Source organism: bacterium (assembly GCA_016786595.1).
Classification (GTDB): Bacteria; Bdellovibrionota_C; UBA2361; order SZUA-149; family JAEUWB01; genus JAEUWB01.
In genome coordinates, this window is record JAEUWB010000003.1 from 114,771 (window position 1) to 133,108 (window position 18,338).

16 protein-coding genes are annotated in these 18,338 nt (G+C 45.4%); 14 read left to right on the forward strand and 2 right to left on the reverse strand.

Features of this window, described 5'->3' with window-relative positions:
• Positions 1-169 precede the first annotated feature (169 nt).
• Positions 170-1,393, forward strand: a complete 1,224-nt coding sequence (locus tag JNK13_01000; protein ID MBL7661306.1) for a M20/M25/M40 family metallo-hydrolase — start codon at positions 170-172, stop codon at positions 1,391-1,393.
• 252 nt (positions 1,394-1,645) lie between these two features.
• Here JNK13_01000 and JNK13_01005 read toward each other — a convergent pair whose 3' ends face one another.
• Complete coding sequence (locus JNK13_01005; GenBank protein ID MBL7661307.1) at positions 1,646-2,842, reverse strand: phosphoglycerate kinase; 1,197 nt, start codon at positions 2,840-2,842, stop codon at positions 1,646-1,648.
• A 432-nt stretch (positions 2,843-3,274) separates the two neighbouring features.
• On the opposite strand from JNK13_01005, the gene JNK13_01010 reads away from it, so the two are divergent.
• The 5 genes from JNK13_01010 to JNK13_01030 all read left to right on the forward strand — a co-directional run bounded on the left by JNK13_01010 (position 3,275) and on the right by JNK13_01030 (position 9,989).
• Positions 3,275-5,086: an ABC-F family ATP-binding cassette domain-containing protein gene (locus tag JNK13_01010; protein MBL7661308.1), complete on the forward strand. Its 1,812-nt coding sequence runs from the start codon at positions 3,275-3,277 to the stop codon at positions 5,084-5,086.
• Between the two features lie 58 nt (positions 5,087-5,144).
• Positions 5,145-6,005 carry an acetyl-CoA carboxylase carboxyltransferase subunit beta gene (locus JNK13_01015; protein MBL7661309.1) on the forward strand — a complete coding sequence of 287 codons (861 nt, stop codon included), beginning with the start codon at positions 5,145-5,147 and terminating at the stop codon, positions 6,003-6,005.
• 79 nt (positions 6,006-6,084) lie between these two features.
• A complete protein-coding gene (locus JNK13_01020) occupies positions 6,085-8,595 on the forward strand; it encodes an LPS-assembly protein LptD (protein ID MBL7661310.1) in 2,511 nt (836 codons plus the stop codon).
• Between the two features lie 20 nt (positions 8,596-8,615).
• Positions 8,616-9,344 carry an NTP transferase domain-containing protein gene (locus tag JNK13_01025; protein MBL7661311.1) on the forward strand — a complete coding sequence of 243 codons (729 nt, stop codon included), beginning with the start codon at positions 8,616-8,618 and terminating at the stop codon, positions 9,342-9,344.
• Positions 9,345-9,515: 171 nt separating this feature from the next.
• Complete coding sequence (locus JNK13_01030) at positions 9,516-9,989, forward strand: nucleotidyltransferase (protein MBL7661312.1); 474 nt, start codon at positions 9,516-9,518, stop codon at positions 9,987-9,989.
• On the opposite strand, the gene JNK13_01035 is transcribed toward JNK13_01030, so the two are convergent.
• On the reverse strand, positions 9,990-10,262 hold the full coding sequence (locus JNK13_01035) for a hypothetical protein (GenBank protein MBL7661313.1): 273 nt from the start codon (positions 10,260-10,262) through the stop codon (positions 9,990-9,992). It abuts the gene before it with no gap.
• Between the two features lie 111 nt (positions 10,263-10,373).
• Here JNK13_01035 and rfbB point away from each other — a divergent pair, with 111 nt between their 5' ends.
• Genes rfbB through JNK13_01075 form a run of 8 tightly spaced genes read left to right on the forward strand, consistent with a single transcriptional unit; the run spans position 10,374 to position 18,334 of the window.
• Complete coding sequence (gene rfbB, locus JNK13_01040; GenBank protein ID MBL7661314.1) at positions 10,374-11,429, forward strand: dTDP-glucose 4,6-dehydratase; 1,056 nt, start codon at positions 10,374-10,376, stop codon at positions 11,427-11,429.
• A gap of 3 nt (positions 11,430-11,432) precedes the next feature.
• Positions 11,433-12,326 carry a dTDP-4-dehydrorhamnose reductase gene (gene rfbD, locus JNK13_01045; GenBank protein MBL7661315.1) on the forward strand — a complete coding sequence of 298 codons (894 nt, stop codon included), beginning with the start codon at positions 11,433-11,435 and terminating at the stop codon, positions 12,324-12,326.
• Between the two features lie 5 nt (positions 12,327-12,331).
• A complete protein-coding gene (locus JNK13_01050; protein ID MBL7661316.1) occupies positions 12,332-13,426 on the forward strand; it encodes a mannose-1-phosphate guanylyltransferase in 1,095 nt (364 codons plus the stop codon).
• Between the two features lie 18 nt (positions 13,427-13,444).
• Positions 13,445-14,419 (forward strand): GDP-mannose 4,6-dehydratase, encoded by a 975-nt coding sequence (gene gmd, locus JNK13_01055; protein MBL7661317.1) that lies wholly within the window; start codon positions 13,445-13,447, stop codon positions 14,417-14,419.
• Between the two features lie 13 nt (positions 14,420-14,432).
• Positions 14,433-15,410 (forward strand): SDR family NAD(P)-dependent oxidoreductase, encoded by a 978-nt coding sequence (locus JNK13_01060; protein MBL7661318.1) that lies wholly within the window; start codon positions 14,433-14,435, stop codon positions 15,408-15,410.
• A complete protein-coding gene (gene bioB, locus JNK13_01065) occupies positions 15,407-16,399 on the forward strand; it encodes a biotin synthase BioB (protein MBL7661319.1) in 993 nt (330 codons plus the stop codon). The genes JNK13_01060 and bioB overlap by 4 nt, the downstream gene beginning before the upstream one ends.
• Positions 16,374-17,516 (forward strand): 8-amino-7-oxononanoate synthase, encoded by a 1,143-nt coding sequence (locus tag JNK13_01070; protein MBL7661320.1) that lies wholly within the window; start codon positions 16,374-16,376, stop codon positions 17,514-17,516. Before bioB ends, JNK13_01070 begins: the two co-directional genes overlap by 26 nt.
• On the forward strand, positions 17,504-18,334 hold the full coding sequence (locus JNK13_01075; protein ID MBL7661321.1) for an alpha/beta fold hydrolase: 831 nt from the start codon (positions 17,504-17,506) through the stop codon (positions 18,332-18,334). The genes JNK13_01070 and JNK13_01075 overlap by 13 nt, the downstream gene beginning before the upstream one ends.
• Positions 18,335-18,338: the final 4 nt, after the last annotated feature.

Sequence of the window (18,338 nt, forward strand, 5' to 3'; positions counted from 1 at the left end):
TTGGCATTGTGCTATAGGTGACGCCTTGGCTTTACATAAGCTATTGTTTTCTTCAAATCTTTTTCTCTTCGAGTAGAAGCTCAAAACTATGCCCCGGGAAGTGTGCATGAACTCTCCACTTCCCGGGTGCATACCAAATTAAGGTTTTAGCTGCTCGGTTGGAGAGAAAATGAGTTCAGAACAATTGTTAACTTGGCTTCGAGGTCGTCAAGCGCCGATTTTAGAAACGCTTCGGCAACTCGTAGAACAAAACAGCGGCACCGACAACACAAAAGGTGTAACTGCTGTTCAACGTCTAATCAGTGAATTTTGTGAGACTCTTGGCATGCAGTCACGCATGGTTCGTTCTCCAACAGGAGCGAATCTGGGCCTGATCATTAGCACGCCGGCAGCAACGCGCGTGATCACTAACGGTGGCAAGGTGCCGTTGATTCTGGGACATGCCGACACGGTATATGGACCAGACGATCCGTTCCAATACATGAGAATAGATCCGGACGACTCGGACCGAGTAATCGGTCCCGGTGTTGCAGACATGAAAGGCGGCATTGTCGCTGCGCTTTATGCGCTTAATGCTTTGCATCAGATGGGTAGGTTAGCGGGCATGCCACTAATCTTTGCAGTGCATTCAGCTGAAGAAAAGCCGTCTCCCGAATCGGACCAATTCTTTGCAGAACTTGCAAAGCTGTGTGCGTTTGGACTTGTGATCGAGCCTTCGCTTGATGGGCAATACCAAATCGTCACGGCACGAAAGGGAATGCTCGTCGGTCGTTGCGTAGTCACTGGAAAGGAAGCTCATGCGGGAAATGACCATGCAAGTGGTGCAAACGCGATCGCTCAAATGGCGCAAGTTATTCCAGTAATTCATAGCCTAACAAACTATGACTCGGGAATTACTGCCAATGTTGGGCGTGTTAGCGGTGGCACTCAACTGAATGTCGTCCCATGCTCTGCCGAATTTCAATTTGAGATTCGCGTTGAGACAGCCGCAGCTTTGGATTCAATTGCCAAACGTATCCGCGCTATGAACTGTGCGCCTTCATCCGAATCTTTGCAGGTTGGACTTCCTTATGTGCGAATTCCGGGTTGCGGTGTCACGATTGAAATCACACAGCGGGTTGAGCCGCTGGAAGAAACAGATCCCTCACATGCACTTGCCAAGCAATATGCTGAAGCAGCTGAGCAGTTTGGGATTTCGCGATCAGTTGTGCCCATGGTTGGCGGCTTAAGTGACGCGAATCAGCTTGCAAAGTATGGAGTTCCTGCGATTGATCGTCTCGGTCCAATCGGGGGCAAGATGCATGTCTCTAAGGGTGAGTGGTTGGATGTGACAACACTTGTTCCAACTGCAGCTAACTTGGCGTGGTTTTTACTCAACATGCAGAGTCACTAGACGTAAGAGTCTTAGTTTTTGAGATGAGGGGTGAGCGTTACTGCTTATTCCTTGTCTCTAAACTTTTTTTATTTTTTGGTATGCACCTGTTGTTTTTGATTTAGGCTTGCACTTGAACTGATCCTTAATGTCCCGTCCTGAGTAGAGTCCACACCCTAATTGAATAAGGGGAAGGCAAAGTATAAGGATAAGGGGAAGTATAAGTTCAAGCCTAAGCCTAAAGCTCTCGGCTTGACCTCTACTTTACTCCCACTAGCCCAAGGCTACGATTGCAGGCAGCGGTTCGCCGCCTTCGAGCAATTTTAGAAATGCGCCACCGGCTGTGGAAACATAACTCATTTTATCGAAAGTATGTGATTGATGTAGGGCTAAATCCGTATCGCCGCCACCGACAACAGTTAGGGCTTTAAGTGGTGCCATGGTTAGCTCGGCCATAGTGCGGGCGATCGAGAAAGTTCCTTCTGAAAATTCTGGAATTTCGAATGCGCCCATGGGGCCATTCCAGAGAATAGTTTTTGCGTTACTGAGTTCTTTGGCGAAAAGTTCGCGACTTTTTGGGCCAATATCAAGAATCATCCAGTCTGGGCTGATTTCATTCAGACCGACGACTTTAGTCTCCGTGCCTGCCGCAAAAGCTTTGCCGATGATGGCATCGACGGGGAGCACTAATTCACAGCCGTGATTCTTAATTTCTTCGCAGTATTTCTTGACGTTTTCAACTTCTGTTGGCTCGATTAAGCTTTTGCCGACATTAATGCCTGTTGCTGCAAAAAATGTATTGGCCATGGCCCCGCCGACGATAACTTTTTGTGCGCGTTTTGCGGCGTTACGAATTGCGGCAATTTTTGTGGAGATTTTTGCGCCGCCAAAGACAGCGACAAATGGTTTTTCCGGATTGTCGAATGCCTTGGAAAAATACTCGAGTTCTTTTTTGAGATTTAGTCCTGCAGCTTTTTCTGTAAAAAACTTGGCCATGCCGGCAGTGGAGGCGTGTTTACGGTGTGAGGTTGCAAAGGCGTCGTTAACGTAGACATCAGCGAGAGCGGCTAGAGCTTTGGCGAATTCTTCATCGTTTTTTTCTTCACCGCTATGGAAGCGGGTATTTTCAAGCATCAGGACTTGTCCGGGTTGGAGTTTTGCGGCGAGTGTTTGGACTTCGGGGCCGATGCAGTCGGGAGCAAGTGGGACGGGTTGGCCGAGGAGTTCGCCCATGCGTTTAGCGGGGGCGCGTAGGCTACAGGATTCGACGCGTTTGCCTTTGGGGCTATCGAGGTGTCCGGCGATGATGACTGCTGCGCCTTTTTCGAGTAGTAATTTTATTGTTGGGACTGCGGCTTTAAGGCGGGTATCGTCTTCGAGTTCAGTGCCTGCGTCGTTTAGGGGGGTGTCGAGGTCTGAGCGTAGGAAAACTTTTTTGCCTTTTAGATTTAATGTATCTACGAACTTCATTTTTAACTCCTAAAAAATGATGAATCTGGTTGACTTATTAGCTGTCGTGCGACAGATTGCCACGTCGCTGCGCTCCTCGCAATGACGGCTAAAAATGCAAAGTATTTGATTAGAGCGGGATAGCGGGCAACCAACTATTCGTTTTCTTTTTGCTTACTTTTTTAAGTTAAGAGCAAGGGTTATTGCGAGTGAGGGCCGCCAGATTTACTAATGAAGTTATCAATATAGCAAATGGAGTTGGAATTGAAGGAGAGGCAACTATTCGTTTTCTTTTTGCTTACTTTTTAAGTTGAGAGCAAGGGTTATTGCGAGTGAGGGTCGCCAGATTTACTAATGAAGTTATCAATATAACAAATGGAGTTGGGATTGAAGAAGAGGCAGCTATTCGTTTTCTTTTTGCTTACTTTTTCTTTTCCGCAAAAGAAAAAGTAAGTGATACAGATTAATGGATTGACGAAGCGGTATGCGGATCAGTTGTTATTTGACGACGCGTCATTTGTGTTGGGAGCGCGGGAGCGGGTGGGGTTGGTTGGGAGGAATGGTTCGGGAAAGTCGACTTTGTTGAAGATGATTTTGGATGAGGAGCATGCGGATAGTGGGTCGATTACGTTTCCGCGTGGTTATCGGATTGGGCATTTATCGCAGCATTTAAAGTTTTCGCAGCCGACGATTTTGGAGGAAGCCTGTTTAGGTTTGCCGAAGGATGAGCGGGACCAGACGTATCGGGGGGAGATTATTTTAAGTGGTCTTGGTTTTTCGCAAGCGGACATGCAGCGAGCGCCGAGTGAATTTTCGGGTGGATTTCAGATTCGCATTAACTTAGCTCGGTTATTATTGTCAGAGCCGAATTTATTATTATTAGATGAGCCGACGAACTATTTAGATATTGTTTCGGCGCGGTGGTTAGAGGAGACGTTGCGGGAGTGGCCGGGTGAGTTGATTGTGATTACGCACGACCGGGCGTTTATGGATGCGGTGACGACGCATACGATGTTGATTTATCGGGGGACATTTCGCAAGATTCCGGGCAACACGCAGAAGCTTTACGATGCAATTGCCTTGGACGAGGAAGTTTATGAGAAGACGAGGCTGAATGAGGACAAGAAGCGCAAGGAGTTGGAGCGCTTTATTGATCGTTTTCGGGCGCAAGCGAGTAAGGCCTCGGTGGTGCAGTCGCGGGTTAAGGCTTTGGCGCGGATGGAGGTTAAGGAGGAGCTAGTTGAGGAGGACAGCTTAGAGTTTTCTTTTTCATCTAAGCCATTTCATGGCAAGACGGTGATAGAGGTGCAGGATCTTACTTTTGGTTATCAAGCGGATGTGCCCTTGATTCGCGAGTTAGCTTTTCACGTAGGTAAGAGTGACAGGATTGGGATTATTGGGAAGAATGGGCGCGGCAAGTCGACGCTTTTAAAGTTATTGGCTCAAGAAATGAAGCCGCAAGTGGGCACAGTTAATACCAGCCCGAGTACGAGTGTTGCGTATTTTGGTCAGACTAATATTGATCGATTGCACCCGAAGATGACGATTGAGGAAGAGATAACGAGTGCGCATCCTGGTTGGGGGCGCACGCAGATACGTGGCATTTGTGGGACGATGATGTTTTCTGGAGACATGGCTTTAAAGAAGGTCGAGGTGCTTTCGGGTGGGGAGCGTAGCCGTGTTTTGTTGGGCAAGATTATTGCGACACCTTCGAATCTTTTGTTGTTGGATGAGCCGACGAACCATTTAGATTTGCAATCGGTTGAAGCGCTGAAGGATGCACTGCATGATTATGCGGGGGCGGTGATTTTAGTTACGCACAACGAGATGTTGTTACGTGAGCTTTGTACGCGCCTGATTGTTTTTCAGGGGGAGAAGCCGTTTTTGATTGAAGGTGGTTACGACTATTTTCTTGATAAATATGGCTGGGAGGATGAGGCGCCGTTTCAGGTTCAAAAGCCAAGTGCGATGATTGAGGCAAAAGTTGAGCCTAAGACGCAGGTGGTGCAGGATCATCAGACTACGCGTGTGAGTAAGAGTGCTGAAGCGAGGCGACGTAAGCTTGAAAAAGAGATTGCGGATGGAGAGGCGGCGATTATTGCTTTAGAAGGGGAGCAGGTAGCGGTGCAGAAAGAGCTTGAGGCTTTGGCGCTGGAGTCAAGCCCGGCAAGAATTCAGGAATTATCTTTACGTTTGCATGAAATTTCTCAAGCGATTGAAAAGGCGTTTGAAGATTTGGCGTGGAAGCAGAAAGAGTTGAGCTAATTAGACAACTCAGGGCATTATTGCTATAAACCGCTAGGTTAATGCTGGAATAATTTTTATGTGTGCATGGTTTTCACGAATTCGCGCTCCTAAGCCGACGACGACGGAGGAGTCCGATCGTCTACAGGTGCCAACTGGATTATGGACGAAGTGTAATGGTTGTTCTGAGATTATTTACACACGAGAGATTGAGCGTAATGAGAACGTTTGTCCGAAGTGTGAGCATCATTTTCGTTTAAATACCGACAGCCGCATTCGACTTTTGCTGGATCGCCAATCTTTTGAAGAGATGGATCAGGATTTAAAATCAGTTGATCCTTTAGCATTTAAAGACACGATTAAGTATCGCGACCGGATTCGTCAGAGTGAGAAGAAGACCGGAAAGAATGAGGCGGTGCGCACTGGTTTTGGTCGGGTTAATGGACGACCGATTGGGATTGGGATTTTTGAATTTGCCTATATGGGTGGAAGCATGGGGCCGGTTGTGGGCGAGAAGCTTACGCGCATGATTGAGAAGTCGATTGAGCAGTTTCGGCCGGTAGTTATACTTTCTTCTTCTGGGGGTGCGCGGATGCAGGAGGGAATTTATTCCTTGATGCAGATGGCGAAAATTTCTGCTGCACTGCATAAACTGGGTGAAAAGGGTTTGCCTTATATTTCGATCTTAACAGATCCCACGACTGGCGGTGTGGCCGCGTCGTTTGCGATGCAGGGCGATATTATTATTGCAGAACCTGGAGCCTTGATTGGCTTTGCTGGCCCGCGGGTAATTGAGCAAACAATTAAGCGTAAACTTCCTGAGGGATTTCAACGCTCAGAATTTCTATTAACTCATGGCATGGTTGACCTGGTTATTCACCGTAAGGACTTGCGTCAGCAGCTAGCAAATCTCTTGGAAATGCTTTGCTGGCAGCACTGATTTTGCCCTTTGCAACTTCATCTAAATTTAAATAGTCTCCATTATTATTATTAATCGTCTCAGAATTTGAGGGTCGGGCATGAAGCGTGCGCTCACTGTTTTTGTTTTTTTGATTTTTAGCAGTTCTCTTGCACATGCACAGGTTGAGCCTCCAGATAAGAAATTCCTTTTCCGCGAGGAACGCTTACGTTCAAAAGTTAGAAAAGCGCGGCAAAAGAAAATTGCAGACGCACGCAGTGAATTGCAAAAATTTGACCCTGAGCGTGTGAACATTGACCTTGACTCTTCAAAGCTTAAGTTTGATTCAACTAAAAATGTAGTCTCTACGGATAAGGGTATTACGGTTGTCAATGGTCCGGCGGTGCTTGAAGCGAAGAAGGCGGAAGTTAATTTAGAGAACTATAATGCGAAGCTAAGTGATGATGTCTGGCTGAGTGAGCCGGGTGGGGATGTTATTGCTAGCAGTGCTGATTTGAATTTGAAAACTAGGGTGGGGAAACTCTTTGAGCCGGACATGTATTTTGCTGACGGTGATTATCGCATTCAAGCTAGAGAAATTGAGAAGTATGCAGGCGATGAATTTACTTTTCAAGATGGAGTGCTGACTACTTGCGAGTGTGACGAAGATTGTTCATTTCCGTGGAGCTTAAAGTCGACCAGTGGTCGTGTGGAGAAGGAAGGTTACGCGCGACTGAAGAATGCGACGCTACGAATTCACGATTATCCAGTTTTTTACTTACCTTACATGATTTTTCCAGCGAAAACTAAGCGTGCAACAGGCCTTTTGCCGGGTACATATGGCAACAGTAAGCGCCACGGCTTTCAACTTAAAGCACCATTTTTCTGGGTTTGGAATGAGACTTCAGATGCTACGATTACGCCATTTGTTGAAACCAATACTCGGGTGGGGAGCGAGCTTGAGGTTCGCAAGATTTTTTCTCGGCGACATACGCTAATTGCTGGCGGATTATATTCGAATGAAGAGTGGCGTAATGGTGAGGCGCAGGGCACTGAGTTCGATCAACTAAACTTAGATGATGAGCATCTTGATGTGCATCGCTTTAGTGGATTTTGGAAACAGACCTGGAGTGGTGATCTGGCGCAGCTTCCAGTGCAAATTTTAATTGATGGAAGGCATGCGAGTGATGATTTAATACCGCGCGAACTGGATCAGTCAGAGACTGTACAACGTGTGGCGCGCCGTAATGATCGCTATGTAAACTCTACTGCTGTAATGCGCACCTTCCTCTTTGATGCGTATTCAACGGAGCTCTCGAGCGAATATAGTCAAGCCTTAATTACCAATGATGATGTAGTGCTGCAGCGCTTGCCGGCTTTAGATTTAGTTGGCTATCATCGATTTCGACCCTTTGGTGACAATCCATTCGGGGCGCGTTTAATTTACACCAATGCTCTACAAGCGGTTGAATTTGCACGTGACCGGGGCTTTGATGGCATGCGTTTAATGGCCAATCAGAAGTTAAAAGTTCCTTTTCATATTGGTAATTTCCTAGAAGGCGACCAATCAGCGGGGCTGGTTTTAGCGAGTTATGACTTGGCTGATCGTAATGCGCTCTCGAAGACAAACCCCGAGGCAGAGTTAAAGGATAAAACTGACCGCGTTGTGCCGCTTTTTGATACGAATCTATCGACCACTGTTGAGCGCGTGTATGAACTTGAACCAGAGAGTTATTTTAAAACTTTATTTGAACTGGGTACTCGGGGACGTGCGCAGGAAGTAAAGAAAGTTAAACACACACTTCAGCCAGTGCTGCGTTATCGCTATGTGCCTTTTGTTGATCAGTCAGAGAATCCACGTTTTGATTCTGCTGATTTTCTTCCACGTAAAAACCTGATTACCTATGGATTGGTTCAACGACTTTATGGGCGCTATGAAGACCGTGACGAGTATCGTTATGGTGTAGAGGAAACAACTCCTGAAATTAAAGACTTAACTCCGCTGCGCGATCTCGGTCCGCTTTCTGATCCTTTTGGGCTAGATGCTCCGGTAACGCAGTTGCCGAATTCGGGAGTTTTTGGTCGACCACAGGTGCGTGAATTGATGAATTTTGCATTGCTCCAGAGCTACGATCTTGACGAAGCGCAAAATGATCGTCTTGAAAACGTAGATGCATTGAGCGATGTGAATGCGACACTTGGCTTTTATCCAAACGAGTACGTGCGTGTTAAGTTAGGGTCGAACTTTGATACAAATCAAAGTAATTTTAGTTCTTATTTTGCGCAGTGGCAGTTACTTTCTAAGCGTGGAGATGAGTTGCGTAATCGCTTGACGATGGTTGATGGTCAATACCGTCAGCTCGAGTCAGGTTTGGAACTTGGTGTAACAGATCGCGTGCGGCTTGGATATTATGGCCGCTATGATGATCTACAAAATAAGAGTATTGAAGATAAACTGGGGGTCCGTTTTTTAAGTTCGTGTGATTGTTGGTTTATCGATGTTGATTTAACGAAGCGTTCAAATCCGGATGAAACGCGCTTTTCGTTGACATTTACTTTAATGGGGATTGGAGAGTTTGGTAGTTCCTTCCTTTCTAAAGATGCGTTTGGCCGCAATAACAACAACACATAATTTTCAGGAGTTGGACAAAGATGAAAGGTGTTATTCTAGCTGGTGGTTTAGGAACAAGGCTCAAGCCCTGTACACTTGTTACTAACAAGCACTTGTTGCCTGTTTATGACCGGCCGATGATTTTTTACCCAATTCAAGCACTGATTAATGCTGGGATTGAGGATATTTTAATTGTAACAGGTGGGCAGTTTGCCGGTGATTTTTTAAAGTTGCTTGGTAACGGTCGTTCTTTTGGACTCAAGGGTTTTAATTATACTTATCAGGAGGGTGAAGGCGGCATTGCTGAAGCGCTTTCACTTGCAGAGCATTTTGCGGCCGGCGAGAAGATTTGTGTAATTCTCGGTGATAATATTATTGAAAAGAACGTTAAGGCTGCCGCGGATGCTTTCCGTAAGCAAGGTAAGGGCGGAAAAATTTTACTAAAAGAAGTTCCAGACCCGGAGCGTTTTGGAGTGGCTGAAGTTGAAAATGGCAAAGTTCTACGAATTATTGAGAAGCCCAAAAATCCTAAGAGTAATTTGGCTGTAACTGGAATATATTTCTACGATGAGAATGTATTTTCCTTAGTTAAGCAATGTAAGCCTTCTGCCCGGGGCGAACTAGAGATTACGGACGTAAACAACATGTATCTCGAGCAGGGAACTTTAACCTACGATCAATTAGATGGTTGGTGGTCCGATGCTGGGACGTTTGAGTCATTGCTTAGGGCATCTACCTTAGTTTCTCAAAGTGGTGCAAATCAGATTTAGACAGTGATTTTCTTTTAGATTTATGCTATAATTTAGGAATGATTGGGCCGAAAATAGCGAAAAAATTTTCTAGTTTTGAACAAGCTGAAGATGCAGATTATGAGGCGTATCGTAAACTAACGGCAATTGAGCGCTTGCAAATGGCACTCAAGTTATATTGGATGTGGCGTGATGCAAAAGACCCAGCTTCCCACCGATTGGAAAGAGTTTATCGAGTTACTAAACTCGAACAATGTTGATTATTTAGTAGTTGGTGCGTGGGCACTTGCTGCACATGGCCGACCTCGATTCAGTGGCGATATCGATTTCTATGTTCGACGTTCTAAGGATAATTCCAAGAAAATTTTAAAGGTCTTGAAAGAATTTGGTTTTGGTTCACTTGATATTACCGAAGAGGATTTATGTCGCGCTCATTTTGTGGTTCAGCTAGGTGTTGAGCCATGTCGTATTGATATTATTACAGATATTTCTGGCGTCGAATTTGATGAAGCTTGGGCAGAAAAGTTTGCTTCAGAACTGGATGGGTTGAAAGTTAATTTCTTATCTAGCAAACATTTAATGATCAATAAAAGAAGCGCTGGACGTGAAAAGGATTTAAGAGACGCTGCCGATCTTGAAGCGTTTTTAAAAAAGAGAAAGATCTAATTAAAATTTTTCCCAAAATTTTCGAATATATGGCAATGATAAAGTTGAAAGCACAAAACCAGATGTAGGCACGATTGCATTTAAAAACGCCTGACCTACACCTAAGCTTCTTAAAACTAACACCATCACAAAATACGTGATCAAAGAAATTGCGGTTAGACGGGTTTTACTTTTTTCCCAAAGCTTATCTTTCTCAACGCGGTCGTTGCGGTTGTTAATTTTATCAACCTGAGTTTCTAAATTTGCTACTCTCTCGAGGATATTTTGGTCCATAGGTCTGCTTTTGATATCCCAGGAATTATTGGCATACTTCAAAAATTGCTTCAAAGATTGCTTTCTGAAGCGTCTTTTTCTAGTCTTCGCTCTATTATTGAGGAAAAGACTATGCGGATTTTAGTAACAGGTGGAGCAGGCTTTATCGGCTCAAATTTTGTGCGTTGGCTCTTTGAGCGCGAGGGTAAAAAGTTTGGTGCACATCGCGTGATCGTGCTTGATAGCCTGACCTATGCTGGCAACTTAGCAAATTTATCTGGTCTCGACGGTAAATATGATTATCGCTTCGTGAAAGGTGATATTCGCGATAGTGAACTTGTTACTAAGCTTTTAACTGACGAAAAAATTGACTGGGTGCTAAATTTTGCAGCTGAGTCACATGTTGACCGCTCGATTGTCGATCCTTTATCTTTTGTAAAAACGAATATTGAAGGCACTCAAGTTTTATTAAATGCCTCGCGCGCTTGCGGCGTAAAGCGCTACTTGCAGGTCTCGACAGATGAGGTTTATGGCTCGCTTGGTCCCACAGGAAGATTCACTGAACAGTCTCCACTACAACCAAGTAGCACTTACTCAGCCTCGAAAACAGGCGCAGATTTACTCGTCTTAGCCGCTCACCATACTTATGGCTTTGATACAGTTGTCACGCGTTGCTCAAATAACTACGGCCCGTATCAATTCCCAGAAAAATTAATCCCGCTTTTTGTAACTAATGCCCTTGCCGACCAGCCCTTGCCGCTTTATGGAGACGGCAAGCAAATTCGCAGTTGGCTTCACGTTGACGATCACTCACATGCGCTAATGTTAGTTTTACAAAAGGGAAAAGCTGGTGAGGTTTATAATGTGGGCGGTGCTCCGGAAAGTGAGCGCGAAAACGTCAATGTGACTCAGTTAATTTTGGCACATTTGAAAAAGCCTGCGACTCTAGTTCGCCATGTCGAAGACCGCCTCGGGCACGACCGCCGCTATGCGGTAGATTTTTCAAAAATTAAAACTGAGCTGGGCTGGTCCCCGCAAGTAACTTTCGAGAAGGGACTCGCTGACACAATTGACTGGTATGTTAGCAACCAGGATTGGTGGAAAGCAATTAAATCTGGTGAATATCAAAGTTTCTATCAAACTTATTACAAAGGGCGCCTTGAATCAGGGCAAGCTTTTATAGCCTAATCCATGAAAATCTTAATCACCGGTGCAAAAGGAATGCTCGCAAGTGATTTGATCCCTTGCCTAGCAGCTGAAAACTTTGAGTTGATTCTAACTGATAAAACTCAAAGCGAGGATCAACGCATTAAGGCTCTTGATGTCACGCAAGCGCATGAGGTCTCGGAATTTGTTAGTTTTGTAAATCCGGATTGGATTATTAATTGCTCGGCTTACACTAAGGTCGATGATGCCGAAGTAAATGATCAAGCTGCGCGAGAAGTTAATACTAGTGCGGTGGAGTATCTTGCTCAAGCTGCAAAATTAGGCGGTGCAAGATTTGCCCAGATCTCGACAGATTATGTTTTTGGGTCTGACATTCCATACGGGGCTAAACACGCTCCTTGGAAAGAAGATGACCTAGCTTCTCCGTGTGGAGTCTACGGTAAGACCAAATTTTTGGGTGAGGAAGCTGCAAGAATGGTCTTGCAGGAGCAAGCACTGATTATCCGCACAAGTTGGTTGCATGGAGTAAATGGTCCGAATTTCATCGACACAATGCTGCGTGTCGGTGCTGACAAGCAAGAAGTCTCGGTTGTGAGTGATCAGGTCGGATCTCCAACCTATACCGGTTGGCTTAGTGTAGTCATCCGAGACTTAATTCTTAAAAATGCCTCGGGGACATTTCATGCTTCATCACGTGGCGATATTACTTGGGCTGATTTTGCCGAAGAGATTTTTAAAGCCGCCAAGATGCAAACCAGGGTAAAACGCATCTCTACGAAAGAGCTTGGGCGTCCTGCGCCGAGGCCAGCATATTCAACCTTTTGTCTCGATAAGCTCGAGAAATACTTAGGAAATACTGCTATTTCTTGGAAGGAAAGTGTGGACTTGCACCTTAAGCGTAGGGAATGTAGACCTTAGCCCCTATGCGCGAACTGGTTTCTAGTAGTTTTCCTAAGGAAGTCTCGCGACTTGCTTTGATTATGGCAGGTGGCGAAGGTAAACGTTTTTGGCCGCTTAGCCGAAAATCACGTCCTAAACAATATCTGCCACTTGCTGGTAGCTCAAAGAGCTTAATTCAATTGACTGCAGAGCGTGTTGCTCCGCTTGTCGGCGGAATGTCAAACGTCCTCGTTGTGACAAGTCGCGCGCAAGCTGACTTAGTCAAAGAGCATTTACCAGAGGCAAGAATTATTAGTGAGCCGATGGCAAAAAATACTGCAGCTTGTCTTGGATTCGCAGCGCGCGTGATTGAAGAACTTGTCGGAGATATCCCAATTGTCTGTTTTCCTTCAGACCATATTATTCACGAAGAAGATGCTTTTCGTTCAATCCTCGAAGAAGCCTTGCAAGTTGCTGAGCAAAATGAAGTTTTAGTTACTGTGGGCATTAACCCGACGCATCCAGAAACAGGGTACGGCTATATCCAAGCCGGAAATCCCGGACCTGGCAGATCGCGCATTGTCAAATCTTTTGTGGAAAAGCCTTCACTAGAACGCGCTGAACAATTTGTTGCTTCCGGAGAATATTCCTGGAACGGAGGAATTTTTGCTTGGCGGCCAAGTGTCTTACGTAAGGCGATTGCAGAGTTTCTACCCGGTCACGCAGAGGCTTTTGATGCTGTTGCTAAATCTGCAAACCCGCTCGAGACAGTCGCCCAACTTTATCTAAAGCTTGATGGTGTTTCGATCGACCGCGGCGTTTTAGAACGCGCTAAAAATGTGGTCGTCATGCCAGGGCATGGTTTTCGCTGGAGCGATGTTGGTTCTTGGGATGCTTGGGCTGAAAGTTTGCGAGAACGCCTAGGGGTTGAAAACGTAACACACGGTGAGGTGATTGGTATTGATTCTGACCGTTATGCGGTTGTAGGTCATAAAAAACCTGTTGTGTTAGTTGGGCTCTCCAATGTGATCGTTGTCGACACGGAAGATGCAATCTTGGTTTGCCATCAAGATTCGAGTCAAAAAGTGCGAGAAGTTGTGGAGATGCTAGAGAAACAAGATCGCTCAGATTTAATTTAAGAGAGTAGGAAATTAATTATGGCTGAGAAAAAAACTGCAGTTGTTACAGGAATTACCGGGCAAGACGGCTCTTACCTTGCAGAGCTATTGCTAGAAAAGGGCTATCATGTCGTCGGTATGGTGCGACGCTCTTCTACGGAAAATTTCGAACGTATTAAACACATTCAAAATGAAATTGAGTTAGTGCAGGGAGATTTGCTTGATCAATACTCCTTGATCCAAGTTTTAAAACAAGCCAAGCCTCGCGAAGTATACAATCTCGCAGCGCAGAGTTTTGTACCAACAAGCTGGGATCAACCAGTGTTGACGGGTGAATTTACGGCACTTGGTGTTACGCGCATGCTTGAAGCAATTCGTTTAGTTGACCCCGCAATCCGTTTTTATCAAGCTTCAAGCTCGGAAATGTACGGCAAAGTGCGTGATGTCCCGCAAACGGAGTTAACCGCATTTCATCCACGTTCACCCTATGGCGTAGCCAAGTGCTATGGCCACTATATTACTGTGAACTACCGTGAGAGTTATAATATTTTTGCAGTTTCAGGGATTTTGTTTAACCACGAATCTCCACGACGTGGACTCGAGTTTGTGACGCGTAAGGTTACTTCAACTGTTGCCAAAATTAAACTTGGACAAGCCAAGGAGTTACGCATGGGTAACCTCGATGCCAAGCGTGACTGGGGGTTTGCTGGAGATTACGTGCGCGCAATGTGGCTGATGCTACAACAACCACAAGCTGATGATTATGTGATTGCAACTGGGCGCACTCATACCGTGGAATACTTAGTCGACCTCGCGTTTAAGCATGTTGGTCTATCGTGGAAGGATTACGTGAAGACCGATGAACGCTTTATCCGTCCTGCAGAGGTCGATTTATTGATTGGTGACCCAACGAAAGCCAAACGCCAACTTGGATGGGAACCCGAGGTAAGTTTTGAAGAAATGGTGGCGATGATGGTCGATGCCGATCTCGCGCTTTATGGTAAGAAAAATTAATTTTGGTTGAAATATGCGAGTCTTAGTTACGGGTGGTTTTGGTTTTGTTGGGCGTCATCTAGCGCAGCACTTAGTTAAGTCGGGAGACGATGTCGGACTGACTTACTTTAAGGAAGAAAGTAAAGACCCAATTGTGGATAAATTGTGCCCTTTGCCGAAAGCTGTGCAGACTTTGGCGCTTGATATCCGTGATGGGAAGGCTTGCAAGGAATTAATGATGGTGCTTCGTCCTGATGCAATCTATCACTTAGCTGGAGTGCCAACTGTTCACGATGCTTCAGGCGATGATTTCCAACGCGTCAACGAAACGAACGTCCAAGGCACGATTAATATGCTTGAGGCTTTGAAACATCATTCGCCAGCAACGCGCTTTCTATTTGTTAGTTCTTCTGAGGTTTACGGAGAGCCACGGCCGGGGACATTGCCGCTTACGGAATTAGCGACAATGCGCCCAGTAAATTCCTATGGCTTATCTAAGGCTTGGGCTGATGTGGCAACTTTTACCTACAGCATGCGCGATAGTTTGGACACCGTTCGCATACGTCCCTTTCCTCATATCGGCCCGGGTCAAACAGATCGTTTCTCTATCTCAAGCTTTGCCCGACAAGTTGCACAAATCAAGCTCGGCAAAAAGAAAGCTGTGATTGAAGTTGGTAATTTGGAAGCCAAGCGAGATTTTAGCGATGTTTCTGATATCGTTCGCGGTTATCGTGAAATTATGCTGAACGGAAAAAAGCATGATGTCTATAACCTCTGCTCTGGAAAGTCGATTGGTGTCGGAGAAGTGTTACAAAAATTGATTAAGATTGCTGAGGTCGAAGTTGAAATTCAAGTCGACCAGGCACGCCTGCGACCAATTGATATTTCGGATCACTACGGCAGCTATGATAAGGCCCAGAAAGATGTCGGTTGGAAGCCACGCATTGACTTTGAAGCGACGCTACACAGTCTATTTGCTTACTGGCTCGAATACGAAGGAATGCTTAAATGAGCAACAATACTGCAATTCGCAATAATTGGACAAAACAAGAAGTAGCAGAAATTTATCAAAGTCCGTTGCTTGATTTAGTCTATCAAGCTGCGACATTACATCGCGAATTTCACAAAGCAAACGAAGTTCAGGTTTGCACCTTACTCTCAATCAAAACTGGTGGATGTGCAGAAGATTGTGGTTATTGCTCGCAATCAGTCAAGCATCAGACTGAGGTAAAGGTTCATCCCTTGCTCGATCACGGACAAGTCATGGAGGCGGCAACAAATGCCAAGCACTCAGGCGCAACACGTTTTTGTATGGGCGCAGCCTGGCGTGAAGTTCGGGATAACCGTGACTTTGACCGCGTGCTTGAGATGGTAAAAGATGTCAGCGCGCTTGGTTTAGAAGTCTGTTGCACTTTAGGTATGCTCACCGCAGAGCAAGCCGGTAAATTAAAGGCGGCTGGTCTTTATGCCTATAATCACAATCTCGATACGGGCGAAGATTTCTATAAAGAAGTAATTACGACACGCACCTACCAGGATCGCTTAAATACGCTTAAGGCAGTAAGGGAAGCAGGCTTAACAGTTTGTTGTGGTGGAATTATTGGCTTAGGTGAATCGAGTGAAGATCGAATTGACCTGTTAACGACACTTGCGAATTTCGACCCACACCCAGAGTCTGTGCCCATTAATTTATTGGTTAAGATCAAGGGCACGCCACTTGAATACGCCCCGGACGTTCCAGGCTTTGAAATGTTGAGAATGGTTGCAACTGCCCGCATACTGATGCCCAAATCAATGGTCAGACTCTCTGCGGGGCGACTTGAAATGAGCGAAGAAATGCAGGCATTTTGTTTTTTAGCGGGGGCCAATTCAATTTTTGGTGGTGATAAGCTACTGACCACTCCAAATCCTGCTGTAAACCAAGACCAGCTCTTATTTAAAAGCTTAGGCCTTGAAGCTAGAAAGCCTTACACTGATGAATCGTGCCAAGTCCGATCTTAATTCTCTACCTGAATTACTAGCGCAGCTCTTAGCCGAGCGCGAAGCGAGCGGAGGACTAAGAACGCTTAATCCTTGCCAGCGTAATTTAATTGATTTCGCATCAAACGATTATCTCGGGCTTGCTCGAGAAAAAGAATCTGAAAGGTCCGATCGACATGCTTCAGGATCAACCGGTTCTCGATTAATTTCTGGCACAACCGTCGCGCACTTGGAATTAGAAAGTTATTTAGCGGACTTTTATCAGGCCGAAGCGGCTTTAATTTTTAATTCTGGCTACAACGCAAACCTGGGCGTCTTTAGTGCGATTGCTAGACGTGAAGTTACTATTTTTTACGATCAGCTCGTCCATGCCTCAATTCGTGATGGTCTAAGGCTAGGCATGGGCAAGAATTATTGCTTTAAGCATAACGACACCATAGATTTAGCGGAAAAACTGTCTCGTTGTGAAGGGCCTTCGGCCATCGTAGTTGAGAGTATTTACTCTATGGATGGCGATCAGGCCCCCTTGTTTGAGCTTGTTGAGCTTGCCGAAAAATATCAAGCTCAGCTAATTGTGGACGAAGCGCACAGTAGTGGCATCTATGGCCAAATGGGCCAAGGTCTAGTTACTGAACTCGAGTTGACTGCTAAAGTTTGGGCAAGAGTTCATACCTTCGGAAAAGCGCTTGGCACACATGGGGCAGTGGTGGTTGGTTCTCAGATGCTGAAGGATTTTTTAGTCAATTATTCGCGTGCTTTTATCTATACGACCGCTCTTCCAGTCGGAACACTGCAAACTATTCGGCAAGCACATTTGTACATAGCAAGAGCAGTAAACCTGCGAACTGATCTAACTCAAAAAATAGCTTTTTTTAAAGAACTCCGCTCTGCTAAACTTCAATCGATGATGACTAAAAGTGCAAGTCCAATTCAAGCTGTGATTCTGCCTGGGAATACAGCTGTAAAAAAATGTGCAGGGTTTCTCCAAGAACGAGGCTTCTTTGTCTATCCGATTCTCTCTCCGACTGTTTCTGAGGGAAGTGAACGCTTAAGAATTTCTTTACATACTTATAACACTAATCAAGAAATTTCTGCTTTGGTTGATGCTTTAAATTCATACGTCGCATGCAGCAATTGATTGCAAAAATTCGTATTCCGCTGCTAATTTTTGTATTGGGGATTTGTGCTATTGCGGCAACGCAACACGCTCAAGTCTTTCCACAGTATTATACTTCACTGCTCTATAAGCAAAAACAAACTGAGCCAACTAAATTACCTGCAGGGGTTACTTCGAGTAGGATTAGAACCAGTGATAACATTGAACTTGAAGTTTGGCGCATGCAGAGCAAATCTGCAAATCTGACGCGAGGTAAAACTCTTATTTTTCATGGCAATGGCCAGACAGTTGACCAGTGTTTATACCTACTTGAGTGGATGGCAGAGCTTGGCTTTGATGCTTATGTTTTGGATTATCGTGGTTACGGCCGCAGTCAAGGCATTCCGACTGAGTCTGGGCTTTATCGCGATGCTGACGCGTTTTGGGATGCAGTAATTACGCCAGAAGATCAGGAAATTAATCTTGTTGGCTTCTCGCTTGGGGGTGGGCCCGCCGCGTACCTTGCTGCTAAGCACACGACAGATCGCGTGAGACGTTTAATTTTATTAGCTCCATTTAGTAGTATTCCCGATGTAGCGAAAGATCGTGGCTACCCCAGCTTTTTACAGCCGTTGATTCTACTTGAATTCCCGGTGCGGAAATATGTTGCTGAGCTAAAAGCCACAGACTTAATTATTGCACACAGCCCACAAGACCCGATTATTCCGTTTGAGCAGAGCGGCGAGATACTCCAGGCCTATCGTGGCACTGGTCGAAGCGTTCTAATTAAAACTTCTCAAGCCACTCATAATGATATTTTAGGCGCGACTAAAAGCCAGATTGACCCTTATTTTAAATAAATTA

What these genes read in the sequence shown, in the direction of transcription:
- JNK13_01015 (MBL7661309.1), top strand. Translation starts at nt 5,145, where the DNA reads ATGTGTGCATGGTTTTCACGAATTCGCGCTCCTAAGCCGACGACGACG.
- JNK13_01020 (MBL7661310.1), top strand. Translation starts at nt 6,085, where the DNA reads ATGAAGCGTGCGCTCACTGTTTTTGTTTTTTTGATTTTTAGCAGTTCT.
- JNK13_01025 (MBL7661311.1), top strand. Translation starts at nt 8,616, where the DNA reads ATGAAAGGTGTTATTCTAGCTGGTGGTTTAGGAACAAGGCTCAAGCCC.
- JNK13_01005 (MBL7661307.1), bottom strand. Translation starts at nt 2,842, where the DNA reads ATGAAGTTCGTAGATACATTAAATCTAAAAGGCAAAAAAGTTTTCCTA.
- JNK13_01035 (MBL7661313.1), bottom strand. Translation starts at nt 10,262, where the DNA reads ATGGACCAAAATATCCTCGAGAGAGTAGCAAATTTAGAAACTCAGGTT.
- rfbD (MBL7661315.1), top strand. Translation starts at nt 11,433, where the DNA reads ATGAAAATCTTAATCACCGGTGCAAAAGGAATGCTCGCAAGTGATTTG.
- JNK13_01060 (MBL7661318.1), top strand. Translation starts at nt 14,433, where the DNA reads ATGCGAGTCTTAGTTACGGGTGGTTTTGGTTTTGTTGGGCGTCATCTA.
- JNK13_01030 (MBL7661312.1), top strand. Translation starts at nt 9,516, where the DNA reads ATGCAAAAGACCCAGCTTCCCACCGATTGGAAAGAGTTTATCGAGTTA.
- JNK13_01075 (MBL7661321.1), top strand. Translation starts at nt 17,504, where the DNA reads ATGCAGCAATTGATTGCAAAAATTCGTATTCCGCTGCTAATTTTTGTA.
- JNK13_01050 (MBL7661316.1), top strand. Translation starts at nt 12,332, where the DNA reads ATGCGCGAACTGGTTTCTAGTAGTTTTCCTAAGGAAGTCTCGCGACTT.
- JNK13_01070 (MBL7661320.1), top strand. Translation starts at nt 16,374, where the DNA reads ATGAATCGTGCCAAGTCCGATCTTAATTCTCTACCTGAATTACTAGCG.
- rfbB (MBL7661314.1), top strand. Translation starts at nt 10,374, where the DNA reads ATGCGGATTTTAGTAACAGGTGGAGCAGGCTTTATCGGCTCAAATTTT.
- gmd (MBL7661317.1), top strand. Translation starts at nt 13,445, where the DNA reads ATGGCTGAGAAAAAAACTGCAGTTGTTACAGGAATTACCGGGCAAGAC.
- JNK13_01000 (MBL7661306.1), top strand. Translation starts at nt 170, where the DNA reads ATGAGTTCAGAACAATTGTTAACTTGGCTTCGAGGTCGTCAAGCGCCG.
- bioB (MBL7661319.1), top strand. Translation starts at nt 15,407, where the DNA reads ATGAGCAACAATACTGCAATTCGCAATAATTGGACAAAACAAGAAGTA.